The organism is Sulfurimonas sp., from assembly GCF_023229025.1.
Classification (GTDB): domain Bacteria; phylum Campylobacterota; class Campylobacteria; order Campylobacterales; family Sulfurimonadaceae; genus Sulfurimonas.
In genome coordinates this window covers 63,402-77,909 of the sequence record NZ_JALOAA010000002.1, presented here as the reverse complement: position 1 = coordinate 77,909, position 14,508 = coordinate 63,402, and the positions used below count along the sequence as shown (strand labels likewise).

Annotated in this window: 15 protein-coding genes; all 15 read left to right on the top strand. The window is 38.1% G+C overall.

The window, feature by feature from the left end; translation table 11 throughout:
- Window positions 1-20: 20 nt before the first annotated feature.
- The 15 genes from M0Q20_RS01150 to M0Q20_RS01080 all read left to right on the top strand — a co-directional run bounded on the left by M0Q20_RS01150 (window position 21) and on the right by M0Q20_RS01080 (window position 14,495).
- Window positions 21-812, top strand: a complete 792-nt coding sequence (locus M0Q20_RS01150) for an alpha/beta hydrolase (RefSeq protein ID WP_295057896.1) — start codon at window positions 21-23, stop codon at window positions 810-812.
- 59 nt (window positions 813-871) lie between these two features.
- Window positions 872-1,093, top strand: coding sequence for a hypothetical protein (locus M0Q20_RS01145; protein WP_295057894.1), 222 nt, complete (start codon window positions 872-874; stop codon window positions 1,091-1,093).
- 178 nt (window positions 1,094-1,271) lie between these two features.
- The gene (locus M0Q20_RS01140) at window positions 1,272-1,406 is read left to right on the top strand and encodes a hypothetical protein (RefSeq protein ID WP_295057891.1); all 135 of its coding nucleotides are present in this window, start codon (window positions 1,272-1,274) and stop codon (window positions 1,404-1,406) included.
- Between the two features lie 201 nt (window positions 1,407-1,607).
- The gene (gene pta / locus M0Q20_RS01135; protein WP_295057889.1) at window positions 1,608-3,692 is read left to right on the top strand and encodes a phosphate acetyltransferase; all 2,085 of its coding nucleotides are present in this window, start codon (window positions 1,608-1,610) and stop codon (window positions 3,690-3,692) included.
- Complete coding sequence (locus M0Q20_RS01130; protein WP_295057886.1) at window positions 3,689-4,855, top strand: acetate kinase; 1,167 nt, start codon at window positions 3,689-3,691, stop codon at window positions 4,853-4,855. The genes pta and M0Q20_RS01130 overlap by 4 nt, the downstream gene beginning before the upstream one ends.
- 47 nt (window positions 4,856-4,902) lie before the next feature.
- Window positions 4,903-5,481: a hypothetical protein gene (locus M0Q20_RS01125; RefSeq protein WP_295057882.1), complete on the top strand. Its 579-nt coding sequence runs from the start codon at window positions 4,903-4,905 to the stop codon at window positions 5,479-5,481.
- A gap of 1 nt (window position 5,482) precedes the next feature.
- Window positions 5,483-6,712 (top strand): MFS transporter, encoded by a 1,230-nt coding sequence (locus M0Q20_RS01120; protein ID WP_295057879.1) that lies wholly within the window; start codon window positions 5,483-5,485, stop codon window positions 6,710-6,712.
- 3 nt (window positions 6,713-6,715) lie between these two features.
- Window positions 6,716-8,167 (top strand): pyruvate kinase, encoded by a 1,452-nt coding sequence (gene pyk, locus M0Q20_RS01115; RefSeq protein WP_295057876.1) that lies wholly within the window; start codon window positions 6,716-6,718, stop codon window positions 8,165-8,167.
- Between the two features lie 18 nt (window positions 8,168-8,185).
- Window positions 8,186-10,570 (top strand): phosphoenolpyruvate synthase, encoded by a 2,385-nt coding sequence (ppsA, locus tag M0Q20_RS01110; RefSeq protein WP_295057873.1) that lies wholly within the window; start codon window positions 8,186-8,188, stop codon window positions 10,568-10,570.
- Between the two features lie 60 nt (window positions 10,571-10,630).
- Complete coding sequence (locus M0Q20_RS01105; protein ID WP_295057870.1) at window positions 10,631-10,897, top strand: hypothetical protein; 267 nt, start codon at window positions 10,631-10,633, stop codon at window positions 10,895-10,897.
- Window positions 10,898-10,955: 58 nt separating this feature from the next.
- Window positions 10,956-12,239 carry a hypothetical protein gene (locus M0Q20_RS01100; RefSeq protein ID WP_295057867.1) on the top strand — a complete coding sequence of 428 codons (1,284 nt, stop codon included), beginning with the start codon at window positions 10,956-10,958 and terminating at the stop codon, window positions 12,237-12,239.
- 2 nt (window positions 12,240-12,241) lie between these two features.
- Complete coding sequence (locus M0Q20_RS01095) at window positions 12,242-13,120, top strand: metal ABC transporter substrate-binding protein (protein WP_295057864.1); 879 nt, start codon at window positions 12,242-12,244, stop codon at window positions 13,118-13,120.
- The gene (locus M0Q20_RS01090) at window positions 13,117-13,866 is read left to right on the top strand and encodes a metal ABC transporter permease (RefSeq protein ID WP_295057861.1); all 750 of its coding nucleotides are present in this window, start codon (window positions 13,117-13,119) and stop codon (window positions 13,864-13,866) included. Before M0Q20_RS01095 ends, M0Q20_RS01090 begins: the two co-directional genes overlap by 4 nt.
- A gap of 1 nt (window position 13,867) precedes the next feature.
- Window positions 13,868-14,179 carry a hypothetical protein gene (locus tag M0Q20_RS01085; RefSeq protein ID WP_295057972.1) on the top strand — a complete coding sequence of 104 codons (312 nt, stop codon included), beginning with the start codon at window positions 13,868-13,870 and terminating at the stop codon, window positions 14,177-14,179.
- Window positions 14,172-14,495, top strand: coding sequence for a DUF309 domain-containing protein (locus M0Q20_RS01080; protein WP_295057858.1), 324 nt, complete (start codon window positions 14,172-14,174; stop codon window positions 14,493-14,495). The genes M0Q20_RS01085 and M0Q20_RS01080 overlap by 8 nt, the downstream gene beginning before the upstream one ends.
- The last annotated feature ends 13 nt before the right edge of the window (window positions 14,496-14,508 follow it).

The following is a 14,508-nucleotide window of genomic DNA, read 5'->3' as shown; positions in this document are numbered from 1 at the left end:
CTTTACATAAAGGATTTAAGATGAACAAGAGAATTAACGGCATAAATGTCAAGATTTTTGGCGAAGAAACTAAGCAGTCATTAGTTTTTATACATGGGTTTCCTTTTGACCACACACTTTGGGATGGTGTAATAAGCAAACTTAAAGATGAATACTACTGTATCTCGTATGACATTAGAGGTTTTGGCGACTCTGAGTTAAACACGGGTCAATACACAATGGAGAGCTTCACAGAAGATTTGGAAAATATTATCGCAAGATTAGAGCTGGATAAACCGATTATTTGTGGGTTTTCTATGGGCGGTTATATCGCACTTAGAGCAAATGAGAAACTAAGAGGAAGCTATAAAGCCTTGATACTTGCAAACACTACAACAAGCAGCGATAACGATGAAGCAAAACTAAAGCGCGCCGAGGCTATATCAAACATAGACACTAAAGGAGTCGAGCCTTTTGTAGATGGGTTTCTATCCGCTGCTTTTAGTAAAGATTTTATTAAAAAAGAGCCGCTAAAGCTAGAAAAAATTAAAAATAAAATTATGAATCTAAATCCCACAGCCATAAAGGGCGCTCTCTTAGCTATGATTAGCAGAACAGATACAACTAGGAGTTTAGACGATATAGAGATTCCCGTCTTGTTAATAAGCGCTGAGAATGACAATATCATATCTCCAGACACTATGACACAAATGGCAAATAAAATAAAAAACTCTACTCTCGTATGCTTAAGCGGTAGCGGGCATGTCAGTATGCTTGAGAAGCCAGATGAATTTACTAGTGCTGTTAAAAACTTTTTAAAGAACTCTTTTTGAACTGAACATGAAAACATTGATGAAAATAAATTTTTAGAACTACTAGAGAAGGAGATTATATGAGTGTTGAAGAGTATTTACAGCAAAATATGAAAGCTGAATTATTAAAAAAAGCAGATGAATTTAAGTCTTCTTCAAAATACAAAGCAATTCGTACAATTACCACTTCTAAGAAATTTAAAACTGCACAAGCAAAGCTGTTGCAAAGAGATGCGATTATACATCGAACAATCTTAGATGATATACAAAAACTACAAGATACTATTTTAAAAAACAGTTAAACTCCCTATCGCTCTGAAGAGGTTGCATAATACAAACCAAATCTTGAATAAAAGATAAAAATTGTCTTAATTAAAAATAGTACTTAAAAAACCGTGAGAAGCCTAAAAGTTAAATCGGATATAATTTGTCTGATTTAAAAATATTAGAGGGTAATGCTCTCTTAACAAAGGATACACAATGAAAACATTGATTTTACTAATCGGATTAACACTAGGTGCTCTTCAAGCTGACAACATCGTAACTTATGATACAAACAACGGTAACAACACCGAAAGCATCAAGCCTAACCACCCAAGTCAAGACCTTTACTAAGAGTCGCGACTTTTAGCTCCGCTCGCTTCTGCGAGCGGAGCACTTCTTTTTTAATAATCTAAATCTCAAATACTCTTTTATCGCTATACATCTGTTACTATATTTAGTATATTATTGTTCAGTATGATTCTTGCGGGTGCTCAGCCATCTTTAACTAAAAAAATCATAACATTAAGCATATTTTGCTTTGTAGGTAGCTCAATGAAAATAAAATCTCTTTACATATCAGCGCAAGACAAAAAAGCTGGCACTCTCTTTGTATCTTTTGGGATGATGGAGACACTAAAAAGAAACATAGACAAAGTTGCCTTTTTCCGCCCCATCATACTCTCAAAAGATATTCGTGATAAAGATATAGACTTTATTCTTAAACGGTATGACCTTGATACACCCTATGAAGATGCATATGGGTTTGATATAGACTATGTTGAGGAGATGATTGCCTCAAATCGTCTTGATGAGTTGATAAACCAACTTATAGGGAAGTTTAAAAAGCTTGAGAAAAATTATGATTTCATTCTTTGTGAAGGCATAAGGCGCTCTTTTTTAACCTCGACTATAGACTATGACTTAAACCTGCTTTTAGCTCAAAATTTTAACTCCGCAGTTATAAACATCGTTAATGCAAAAGATTCTCTTACTCGGGATATTTATGAAAATATCTTGATTGAAGCTCAAAATATACGCTCTCATGACTGCAGCCATTTTGCGACATTTGTAAATAGAGTTGAGGAGGAGAGATGTCTGGAACTAAAAGAGAAGCTTTTAGGAACCAACATCAACATATATATATTAAAGGAGGTAGAAGAGCTTGATGTACCGACTATTGAGGATGTAAAAGATACTTTAAATGCAAAATTTGTCTATTTTATGCAGGAGCACAACACTAGAGCCGTAAAAGATTTTAAAATCGTCACTCAGAATGTTGAAGGCTTTTTAGCGCAGATAAAAGAAGATGATCTCGTTATCGTCTCGGCAAATAGGTCAGATATCGTTCTGGCTATCATCGCGGCTTTTTACTCCAAGGAGTACCCAAAAATTAGCGGCATCATTTTTTCTTCAAATGCAGAACTTAATGCAGCTATACAAAAAATAATATCCGGCCTTAAAGATTTCAGCATACCTATACTTAGCGTAGAAACCGACGATTACCATACAGCAAAAAATCTATCGCGTGTTTACTCTAGGCTTAGAGTAACTAGTGAGAGAAAAATAGCCCTTGCTCTTGGTCTGTTTAACTCAAGTATAGATATAAAAGCGATTGAACAGAGGATAGCCACACAGACAAACAATGTGATGACTCCCATGATGTTTGAGTATAAACTCTTTGAGATGGCTAGAGAAAAAAGAGGCAAAATAGTCTTGCCTGAGAGCAGCGATGAGAGAGTACTCAGAGCTGCGGAGATGATTTTGCGGCGTGATGTTGCAGAGATTATACTCTTAGGTCGCAAAGATGAGATACAAGAGAGTGCGAAAAAATTTGGTCTTGATTTGAGTAAAGCAGACATAATCAACCCCTTTGAGTCAAGCTTTCTTGAAGAGTTTGCGGATATTTTTTATACGCTAAGAAAAGAGAAAGGATTAAGCCTTCAAGGTGCAAAAGATGCTATGGCTCATGTAAACTACTTTGCAACCATGATGGTTCATCTGGGGTATGCAGACGGCATGGTAAGCGGTGCCATACACACAACAGCAGACACGATAAGACCCGCACTTCAAATCATAAAAACCGCTCCTGATGTAAGTATAATATCTAGTCTATTTTTTATGTGCTTAAAGACAAAAGTTTTAGTCTATGGGGATTGCGCACTAAACCAAGACCCAAATGCCGATGAGCTTGCGCAAATTGCTCTCTCGTGTGTAGATACGGCTCTTGCTTTTGGGATTGAACCAAAGGTAGCAATGCTCTCTTATGCAACCGGTGAGAGCGGAAGCGGAGAAGATGTAGATAAAGTAAGAGAAGCTACAAAGATAGTAAAATCTATGAGGGCGGATTTAAAAGTTGACGGACCAATCCAGTATGATGCGGCAATTGATAAAAGCGTTGCCTCTTTAAAACTTCCAAATTCAAAAATAGCAGGCGAAGCAACTGTTTTTATCTTTCCGGATTTAAACACCGGAAACAACACTTATAAAGCAGTTCAGCGCTCTAGCGGAGCAATTGCGATAGGACCTATTTTACAAGGGCTTAAAAAGCCGGTTAACGACTTAAGTCGTGGGTGTAGTGTAAAAGATATAGTAAATACTATCTTAATAACAGCAATCCAAGCAGGACAAACTAGTTGAAAATAGCAATCATTAACTCCGGAAGCTCCTCCATAAAATGTAAAGTTTTTCTTATGCCCCAAGGAGATGTTTTAGCACAAGCGTCAATTGAGAAAATAGGCGAAGATGAGTCAACTGTAATATTTAAGCACGGCACTAACAAACAAGTTATAACCTCTGTTATAAAAACACATAATGAAGGATTGGGAGAGATAAATGCTCTTTTAAAAAAGCACAAAATTGTGGAGCACTTTAGCGCACTTGATGTTATAGCCCACAGAGTTGTTCACGGCGGAGAGTATTTTAAAGGTGCTACAAAAATTGACGATAACGTGATTGAAAAGATAAAAGAGCTAATACCGCTGGCGCCTCTTCACAACCAAATAAACTTAGAGGGGATTTTAATAACCATAAAGGAAGCTCCAAATGTACCGCAAATAGCAATTTTTGACACCGCTTTTCACTCTAGCTTGCCAAAAAAAGCTTATTTGTACGCTCTGCCTTATGAGCTTTATGAAAAACACAAAATTAGAAGATACGGCTTTCATGGAACATCTCACTCTTATGTCATGAAAGAAGCGGCAAAAGCTATGAATAGGGATGTAAAAGAGCTAAATATTATAACGCTTCATCTTGGAAACGGTGCGAGTGTCTGCGCTATACAAAACGGAGAAAGCATAGACACCTCAATGGGATTTACTCCGCTAGAGGGGCTTATTATGGGAAGTAGATGCGGGGATTTGGACCCTGCAATCTTACTCTATCTTCAAAGAGAGCTAGGCCTTAGTACAGATGAGGTAGATGAGCTTCTTAACAAACAATCCGGTCTTCTTGGCATTTGTGGTGAAAAAGATGTAAGAGAGATAAAAAAAAGAGATGACGAGCTTGCACGCTTGGCTCTTGAGATGATGGTAAGAAGAGTTAAGAAGTATATAGGCTCTTACATGGCTCTTTTAGGAAGAGTTGATGCGTTAGTTTTTACTGCAGGAATTGGGGAGCGCTCGGCATCTCTTAGGGCAGGAATTTTACAAAATTTGGATCTCTTAGGAATTGATATAGATAAGGAAGCCAACAAACAAGACGCTACGCTTATCTCAAGTTCTTCAAGCAAGATAAAGGTGTTTACTATAAAAACAGATGAGGAGCTTGAGATGGCAAGAGAGTGTATGGAGTTTTTGCTATAACACTCTTTTATCTATGTTATACTTTGTCATAAAAAAAGGAGTCTGTTATGATTAAAAAAATATTATTTGCTGCGGTTTTTATTCTGGCTGTTTCGGGATGCGTTGATAAAAAAAAGGTCTTAAACATTCAAAACCAAGACCTCTGCTCGGCCCCTGTTGCAACTCTATATTTAAATACCCTTGAAATTCAAAACAAGGCAGAGACGTTTAATATTACCGAAGATGAGCTGCTGGTTGCTCTTACAGAAAATCTACAAAAAACAAACTGCTTTATGGTCTCTACACAAGAGAGAGATAAGGAGTCGTTAAACGTAGATTATGAGTATCTCCTAGATACAAAGGTAACTCTGTTTCAAGAGAGAGAGGTGTATAAGAAAAACATCTTTAAAAAGGAAGAAAGAGAGATTCTCTCCATGGATATATCCCTTTATGCTCACAATAACGGTAAAAAAATAAATGCAAACGCAAAGAGTGAGCTTGCAGTTAGCAAGTCAAAAATCCTAGGTTTTTCGCCTGAAAAAGATATACAAAACGACAAAAAAACAGTTTTGCAAAATGCAACAAAAAGAGTCTCGATTTTACTAAATGACGGTTTTATAAAAATGCAAAAGAGTCAAAACTATTAACATGCATAAAAAAGCCAAGTTCTCTATCATTCCGGTATCTTCTCTATTTTTTGCAATAGGGTTTTTAGCCATTGGCTATGGAATGATTTTGACATTTATCGGTGTCTATCTAAAAGAAGCAGGCTCTAGTAATATAGCTATAGGAGTAATTAACGCCGCATTTTTTCTAGGAGCAATCGGCGCTTCTATTTTTAGCCAAAAGATTATCTCATCTGTTGGACATATTAGAAGTTTTGCGGTATTTGCATCCATTATGATTATCGGATTTTTAGGGCACAGCATCTACTTTAATGAGATATTTTGGGCTATTTTGAGACTGCTCTCCGGTTTTGCATACTATGGGCTTCTTATTATTCTAGAGAGCTGGTTAAATGAAAAAAGTCATAAAACAAACAGAGGCAAAATCCTTGCCGTTTATACCATTGTTTTTTATCTTTCAACGGCACTTGGACAGCTGATATTAAATATTGATGGCCAAAATGAAGATACGCTCTTTATAATAGGCTCTATCTTAGTTCTTTTCTCTGTTATTTTTATCTCCATGACGAAGATAAAAGAGCCGTATTTGGAGCCTTTTGAGAGATATAGTCTTCCAAAAATTTTCAGCATTGCTCCGCTAGCACTTGCGAGTAGCTTTATTGGAGGTTTTTTTGTTGGCGGCTTTTTTACTATGATACCCATCTTTATACTAGATAATTTTGACTCTATTCACACGGTTTCTATCTTTATGACGGTAACGATTATCGGTGCTCTTATCTCTCAATGGCCAATCGGAGCACTATCTGACAAGCTTGGAAGAAGAAAAATGATTGCCTTTAGCAGTTTTTTCATCATGTCTATCTCTATCTGTTTTATGCTTCTGCCATATGATGAGCTCTACTTCTACCTTTTTGGGGCACTTCTTGGTGTTGGGATATTTTGCCTCTACCCACTAGCGGTAGCTAGAGCAAATGATGTTGTAGATGAGAATAAAAACATCTTAGAGATAAGTAGAACTCTTCTTTTTGCTTACGGTTTAGGCTCTTTTGCAGCTCCGCTTATTATAGGAGTAGGTTCATACTTTATCGGCAACTTTATCTTTTTGTGCTTTTTTATACTAAGTCTCCTATTAGGTTTTTATGCACTCTCAAGAGAAAGAGTTGCTGATGAAGATATGAGTGTTTTTGTAAATATGCCTAGCGTCTCAGGTGTTAGATCGCCAAACCTTGACCCTAGACAAGATGGAGCATAAGTCATGAAAAAAAGAACAAAAATTGTAGCTACAGTCGGTCCGGCAAGTGATAGTGTAGGGAGATTAGAGGAGCTTGTAAGAGCAGGCGTAAACGTCTTTAGGCTCAATTTTTCACATGGGGATTATGAGTACCATACAACAGTACTTGGGCGCATTAGAGAAGTGATGAAAAAAACAGGTCTAGTAGTAGGCGTGCTCCAAGACATAAGCGGTCCAAAAATTCGCATAGGGGAGCTTGAACACAGTTTTGAGTTAAGATGCGGGGATGTTTTAGAATTTGTTGAGAAGAAGATAGTCGGTCATAGAGTGGATAACACGCACTATAGATTGACGCTCAACCAAAAAGAGATTTTAAAAAAGTTGCATATAGGTCAATTTATATATCTGTATGACGGCATTATTCGTGCAAAAGTAACAGAGATAAAAGATGGCTCTGTTTTTACGATAATTGAAAATGACGGTGTTTTGAGCGCTAAAAAAGGCGTTAATTTTCCAAATACATATATAGGCATTGATGTTTTAACCAAAAAAGACAAAAGCGACATCGCATGGGGAGTGAAAAACGACGTCGATTTTATGGCTATCTCCTTTGTTCAAAATGCCCATGATATGCTTAGTGCAAGAGAGATAGTAGATAAACATGGCGGCACTCAGATGCTAATTGCAAAGATAGAAAAATTTGATGCTATCCAAAACATTGATGCCATTATAGACGCCAGCGACGGTATCATGGTTGCACGTGGAGACTTGGGTATAGAAGTGCCTTTTTATGAAGTTCCAAATATACAAAAATTGCTTATCAGAAAAGCAAATGAAGCATCAAAACCGGTTATTACGGCAACTCAGATGCTTCTTTCCATGACAAAAAATCAAAGAGCAACAAGAGCAGAAATAAGCGATATTGCCAATGCTGTTTTAGACGGAACTGATGCTGTGATGCTCTCAGAAGAGAGTGCTGTTGGAGATTATCCGGTGTTGGCAGTAAAGACTATGTTTGAGACGATAAGAGAGACTGAGAAGGAGTATCCGTATAATAGATTTTATGAAAACTCACATAAAGATACCACAAATGCAATAGACGAGTCTGCCGTCAGGCTCTCAAGGGATTTAAACGTTGAGGGAATCCTTGCTCTTACAAACTCCGGCAGCTCTGCTAGAAAATTAGCAAGATATCATCCTGACAGACCAATATATGCAATTACACACGATGACAAGGTACGAAGACGACTCACCCTCTCATGGGGCGTAGTCCCAGCTTTTAGCGTAAAGAGAAGCTCTCTCGGTCAAGCCCTTAAGGATACGATGAATAAAGGGTTGAGCAAAGGAGTTTTAGACAAGACAAAGAGATATATCTTAACAGCAGGAGACCCAATGGGTGTGAGCGGTTCTACAAACCTAATACGCATTCTCAGCGGAGATGAGATGGAGTTTTTCAAAAACCTAAATACAAAATAAGATACAAAAGGATGCATTATGAGATATATACGATTTTTTAGTGAGCTTAATATAGATGATGTTGCGCTTGTCGGTGGAAAGAATGCTTCACTAGGAGAGATGTACCAAAACCTTACCCCAAAAGGTGTCAGCATTCCAAACGGATTTGCAACTACAAGCGATGCTTACTGGCTTCTCTTAGAGGAGAACGATATTAAAGAGAAAATTGCAGATATCTTGGGTGATTTGGATATACATGACACAAACAATCTTCAAGAGCGCGGGAAAAAAGTTCGTAATCTTATCCTAAACTCACACCTTCCACAAACTCTTGTTGATGAGCTAAAAGAGGCATATAAAACTCTCTCAAACGAGTATAAAAAAGATACCGTTGACGTAGCAGTACGCTCTTCTGGAACTGCAGAAGATTTGCCTGATGCCTCTTTTGCAGGACAACAAGAGACTTTCTTAAATGTCAGCAGCGAGGCGGAGTTGCTAGATTCTGTTTTGAGGTGTTTTGCCTCACTCTTTACAGACCGAGCAATAAGCTACCGTACAAGCCGTGGATATAACCACTTCAAAGTTGCACTATCGGTAGGTGTACAAAAAATGGTCAGAAGCGACACCTCATCAAGCGGGATTATCTTCACAATTGATACGGAGAGCGGCTCAGAAAATCTCATACTCATAAACTCCATCTGGGGACTAGGAGAGAATGTTGTAAGCGGGCAAGTTAATGCAGATGAGTTTTTTATCTTTAAACCCTCACTCAAAAAGGGTAAAGAAGCGATAGTTAAACGCTCTTTGGGAAGCAAAAAAGAGAAGATGCTCTATGATGAAAAATCTCGTACAGTAAATGTACCTACCACAAAAGAGGAGCAAAATAGTTTTTCTATAAATGATGAAGAGATTATGGAGCTTGCAAAGCAAGCACTTATCATTGAAGAGCATTACGGACGCGCGATGGATATTGAGTGGGCAAAAGATGCAAATGACTCTAAGCTCTACATTGTTCAAGCAAGACCTGAGACGGTACAAAGCAATCTTACACAAAATATCTCTTTTAAACGCTACTCCATGGATGTAAAAGGTGCAAAAGTCTTAACATCAGGACGTGCTGTCGGCGATAAAATCGGTTCTGGAAAAGTAACCGTTATCAATGATACAACAGAGTTTGGACGCTTTAGTAAAGGCGATATTTTAGTTACAGACTCTACTGATCCCGACTGGGAGCCGATTATGAAAAAAGCTTCTGCTGTTATAACAAACCGTGGAAGTCGTACATGTCATGCGGCAATTGTCGCTAGAGAGATAGGAGTTCCTGCTATTGTCGGATGCACAAATGCTACAGAGGTTCTTCATGACGAGGAAGTAGTCACCGTAAGCTGTGCGCAGGGCGATGAGGGGTATGTTTATGAGGGAGAACTTCCATTTAGTGTTGAGAACATAAACTTAAAAGAGCTAACCCCAACTAAAACCAAACTCTTTGTTAACGTAGGAAATCCTGCTGAAGCCTTTAACTTTGCAAAGATGCCAAATGATGGTGTGGGGCTTGCTAGAATGGAGTTTATCATGACTAACTCCATAAAGGCTCACCCTATGGCTCTTGTTAGCATGCATAAAGGAAAAAGTGTAAAAGATGAGGATGAAATCCGCTCCTTTATGACTCCATATAGCGATGCAAAAGAGTTTTTTTTAGAAAAACTATGCGAAGGAGTCGGAATGATTGCGGCAGCTTTTTATCCAAAACCGGTCATTATAAGAACAAGTGATTTTAAAAGCAACGAATACCGAAATATGCTCGGCGGTCATGAGTATGAGGCAGTTGAAGAGAATCCAATGATAGGCTTTCGCGGTGCTAGCCGCTACTATGATGAGGGCTACAAAGAGGCCTTCAAATGGGAGTGTGAAGCACTAAAGAGGGTTAGAGACGATATGGGATTGAATAACATTAAAATTATGATTCCATTTGTTCGCACTCCGCAAGAAGGACAAAAGGTCATAGAGATTATGAACAAACAAGAGTTAGTTCAAGGCAAGGAGGGGCTTGAAATATATGCCATGTGTGAAATACCTGCAAATATTATCTTAGCAGAGAAGTTTCTTGAACTCTTCGATGGCTACTCAATCGGCTCAAACGACCTTACGCAGCTTACTCTCGGGGTTGATAGGGATAGTGAAAAAATTGCTCACATTTTTGATGAGAGAGACGAAGCTGTTATGAAGATGTTACAGATGGCGATAGAGGCTTGTAAGAGTAGAGGCAAATATATAGGTATCTGCGGGCAAGCTCCCTCTGATTACCCTGAAATCACGAAGTTTTTGGTACAAAACGGTATTGATTCCATCTCACTAAATCCGGACTCCCTCCTTAAAATGCGCCAAGTAGTTAGTGATATGGAGAGTGATACTTCTTTTTCTTAGTGCTCTTTTTCCTTTAATTTAAACTAAAACAATTATGCTTTATATGTTATAATTCGACTTATGAAATTAAATGTATTTTTATCGATACTTTTTGCTATTGTTACAAGCTTTTCAGCTATACATGAAGTAGAGCATATCACACATGATGATAGCTCTACTTGTTTGGTATGTACGGTTAACAACAATCTAGTATCTACTGATGCAGTTAAATTTGCCTTAGATATTGAAATTTTACATTTTGAAGATATTGTACAAAACGACTTAATCTCATACCCGCAAGCAAGAACTAACTCAAACCAAAACCGCGCCCCTCCAAAAATATCCTAAACCTCAAATAAAAAAACTTTACTAAAATAAAAAATATAATCTATTAGGATAGAAAATTATGAAAAAAATATTATTACCAAGCGTGCTTTGCACAGCTTTAGTTTACGGTGCGGATATACTTCCGCCAGAAAAAAGAACATTTGATCAGTCAAAATTTATTCCCGATATCTCTTTAATTATGGACGCTTCTTATGTAGATAGAAATGTAAAAGATGCGGAGGTTGGACACTTAGAGGTTCCAGGTGTTGTTCACGGCCTACTTGGTTCACACTCGCATGGAGATGATAATCATGCAACTTACAATGCCGAGAATGGATTTAATCTAAACTATGCAGAACTTGTGCTCTCAAGCTCGGTAGATCCGTTTTTTACCATGGATGGTATATTTCACTTCTCAGAAAACGGTGTTGAGATAGAGGAGCTTTTCTTTACCTCAAACGCTCTTGGACACGGCACAAAAGTAAAAGGCGGAAAGTTTAACTCAAACTTTGGATACTTAAATGAACAGCATCACCACGCATGGGATTTTGCGGATATGCCGCTTGTGTATGAGGCTTTTTTAGGTATGCACGGCATAAATGAAGTGGGTGCGCAAATACAATGGACAGCTCCGACTCCTTTTTACCTAATGGCAGGTTTTGAGATTCTTCAAGGCGAAAATGAGCAGATGTTTGGTAAAGATACAATTGATTTAACAGTTATAAATGCAGCAGCAAATCCAGAGGTGGCAGAAGGAGATGATGGTGCATCTCTCTATGTAGGATATATCAAAGCCTCTCATGATGTGGGAAATACAACACTACTTGGCGGTATCTCTTATGCTCAAGGCGAATCAAGAATAAATCACAGCACCGATGATGAAGGACCGCACGTCTTTAGCGGTGATGCAAAACTTTACGGTGCCGATTTAGTGATTTTACACGCACTTGACTCATATAGTTCCATCAAGCTCCAAACAGAGTTTTTAAGCAGAGAACTTGACGGCATACAATACGCCAATGACACTCTGGGTAATTTTATCTCCCCTACAATGGTCAAAAAACAGAATGGTTTATACTCACAACTTATCTACACACATGATAAAAACTGGAGAATGGGCGTAAGATACGACACCATTATGCAAAATGATGTTGAAAAAGATGGTGTGATGATTGAGCAGCCGGATGGACTTGACAAATATACGGCAATGATAGAGTATCACACAAGTGAGTTTGCTAGATTTAGAGTTCAGTATAGCCAAGACTACTCAATGTTTAACGAAGATGGTCAAAGAGAGAAGATAAACACTATTATCCTTCAGGCAAACATCTCAATCGGCGCACATGCCGCTCATAGTTTTTAAACATGAAAAAACTACTAACACTACTAACACTTCTGCCGCTAACACTCTTGGCTCATATAAATATTGCGGTAAGTTACCCTTATATCGGGGCGCTTACCAAAACAATAGGTGGGGAGCATATTACTACTACAGTTTTGGCAAAAGGAAACTGGGATCCGCACTTTATAGTCCCACGCCCTTCTCTTATTGCAAAAGTAAGAAATGCTGATGCGCTTATTATGAACGGTGCCCAGCTTGAGATAGGTTGGTTGCCTCCTCTCATAAATCGCGCAGGAAACCCAAAAACTTCGCCTAGTGCTACAACCTTTTTAAATCTCTCTCACCATGTAGAGCTTATTAACAAACCAAGCGAAGTTAATAGAAAAGATGGCGATATACACCCCGACGGAAACCCACATTTTCACTTAGACCCAAAAAATATTCTACTGCTTGCAAAAACTATTAGAGAGTTTTTAATCTCAATCGATGCAGAACACAGAGATGTTTATGAGAAGAACTACAACGATTTTTTTGAGATGTGGAATCAAAAAATGAGTGAGTGGAATCAAAAAATGAGCGAGAAAAAAGGTTTAAAAGTCATTCAGTTTCATGACAATTTGGCATATTTTAATCAAGCATACGGGCTCTCAAATATAGGAACGATTGAGCCACTTCCCGGAATTCCGCCATCGTCAAGACATACAATAGAGATAATCAATCTTATACAACAGCAAAACCCTTGCTGCATACTCCATGATGTTTACCACTCAACAAAGACGGCAGAATTTATAAGCCAAAAGACAGGAATAAAGGTGGTTTTAATGCCGCATGACATAGAGTCTCTAGAAAATATCAACGATCTAGCTTCACTATTTGACTACTTGACAAGCGCGATAAAATGATAGATATTCTTCTTGTTCCCATAGCTCTAGTTATCATACTTGTGATGCTACACTCCTACTTCGGGATGGAGATACTAAAGCGAGGTATCATCTTTACCGACCTCGCAATTGCACAGTTTGCGGCTCTTGGCTCATCTATAAGTCTTGGTTACTTTCATGAGGAGCATTTCTATCTCTTTACTCTTGGTTTTGCTCTACTTAGCGCATTTCTAATAGCCTTTGCATCAACTAGAAAACTTCATCTTGAGGCATTTATCGGGATACTGTACGTTTTGGGAGCAAGTGGAATAATGATGGTACTTTCGCACTCGGCAGAGGGGATGGAGCACTTTAAGTCACTACTTGCTAGCGATATACTCTTCACACCTCCTAGTGAAGTTGTAAAAAGCGGGATAATATACGGTTTAATAGCTTTTGTTCTCTATTTTGTCTACCCAAAACTAAACGGTTTTATCAAAGAGCTTCTCTTCTTCTCTCTTCTCGCTATAACTGTCACATCATCCGTCTCCTTAGCGGGAGTTTTTGTCGTATTTGTTCTTTTAGTAGCACCGCCGTTTGTGGCTCTATCTTTAAACTTTAAAAAGCCTTTGCTCGGTAGCTTCATTTTTGGATGGTTTTTTAGTATAAGCGCAATTACTATATCATACTTCTATGATTTACCGACTGGCTACGCCATTGTATTTTTGGGCGCTGCTTTAACAGCAACCGTAGTTTTGGCAACATCAAAAAAGGCAGATGAGAAGTGATATGAAATTTCCAGATGAGTGGACGCAAAAAGAGTTTTTAGAAAATAAAAAAAAATTAGAAAAAGAGGGTATAAAAGTAGTACTCATAGACACTATCTTAGCATCAATACAGGGTGCTGAGACAGTGCTTTACAACCCTTATGAATTAAAAAAGCTGCCTGAGGGAAGCGTCTTGGTATTTTACTGTGACACAGGAAAAGCAACACTAAATAGACTTCAAGAGTACAAAGAGAAGTTCCCAAAACAGCACTGCATATCCCTGCATGGCGGTAGAGGATATTGGAGAGCAAACATGACGGTCAGCGATGATTGAGCACAAGAAGCAGTTAGACTACTTTATACAAAACCTCCGTAGCGGAAACTATTATGACGCACATGAAGATTTAGAGCTTATCTGGTTTGCTAGAAGATTTGAAAACTCAGATGAGATTAGGCTCATAAAGGGTTTTATAAACGCTTCTGTAAGTTTTGAGCTCTACAAAAAAGGCAAGATAGAGCAATCAAAAAAAGTTTGGGGCAACTACCTAAAGTATAAAGATTTAACCGACTGCATAAACTCCCCACATTTAGAAAAATATCATCTAATCAGAGATGAAATTGATAGAGTCAAGAAGAGTTTTATAAAGTAGTCGGTAGAATTTG

Coding starts and splice junctions, on each gene's coding strand:
- M0Q20_RS01080 (WP_295057858.1), top strand. CDS start 14,172: ATGATTGAGCACAAGAAGCAGTTAGACTACTTTATACAAAACCTCCGT.
- M0Q20_RS01100 (WP_295057867.1), top strand. CDS start 10,956: ATGAAAAAAATATTATTACCAAGCGTGCTTTGCACAGCTTTAGTTTAC.
- pyk (WP_295057876.1), top strand. CDS start 6,716: ATGAAAAAAAGAACAAAAATTGTAGCTACAGTCGGTCCGGCAAGTGAT.
- M0Q20_RS01120 (WP_295057879.1), top strand. CDS start 5,483: ATGCATAAAAAAGCCAAGTTCTCTATCATTCCGGTATCTTCTCTATTT.
- M0Q20_RS01125 (WP_295057882.1), top strand. CDS start 4,903: ATGATTAAAAAAATATTATTTGCTGCGGTTTTTATTCTGGCTGTTTCG.
- M0Q20_RS01145 (WP_295057894.1), top strand. CDS start 872: ATGAGTGTTGAAGAGTATTTACAGCAAAATATGAAAGCTGAATTATTA.
- M0Q20_RS01105 (WP_295057870.1), top strand. CDS start 10,631: ATGAAATTAAATGTATTTTTATCGATACTTTTTGCTATTGTTACAAGC.
- pta (WP_295057889.1), top strand. CDS start 1,608: ATGAAAATAAAATCTCTTTACATATCAGCGCAAGACAAAAAAGCTGGC.
- ppsA (WP_295057873.1), top strand. CDS start 8,186: ATGAGATATATACGATTTTTTAGTGAGCTTAATATAGATGATGTTGCG.
- M0Q20_RS01095 (WP_295057864.1), top strand. CDS start 12,242: ATGAAAAAACTACTAACACTACTAACACTTCTGCCGCTAACACTCTTG.
- M0Q20_RS01150 (WP_295057896.1), top strand. CDS start 21: ATGAACAAGAGAATTAACGGCATAAATGTCAAGATTTTTGGCGAAGAA.
- M0Q20_RS01085 (WP_295057972.1), top strand. CDS start 13,868: ATGAAATTTCCAGATGAGTGGACGCAAAAAGAGTTTTTAGAAAATAAA.
- M0Q20_RS01090 (WP_295057861.1), top strand. CDS start 13,117: ATGATAGATATTCTTCTTGTTCCCATAGCTCTAGTTATCATACTTGTG.
- M0Q20_RS01140 (WP_295057891.1), top strand. CDS start 1,272: ATGAAAACATTGATTTTACTAATCGGATTAACACTAGGTGCTCTTCAA.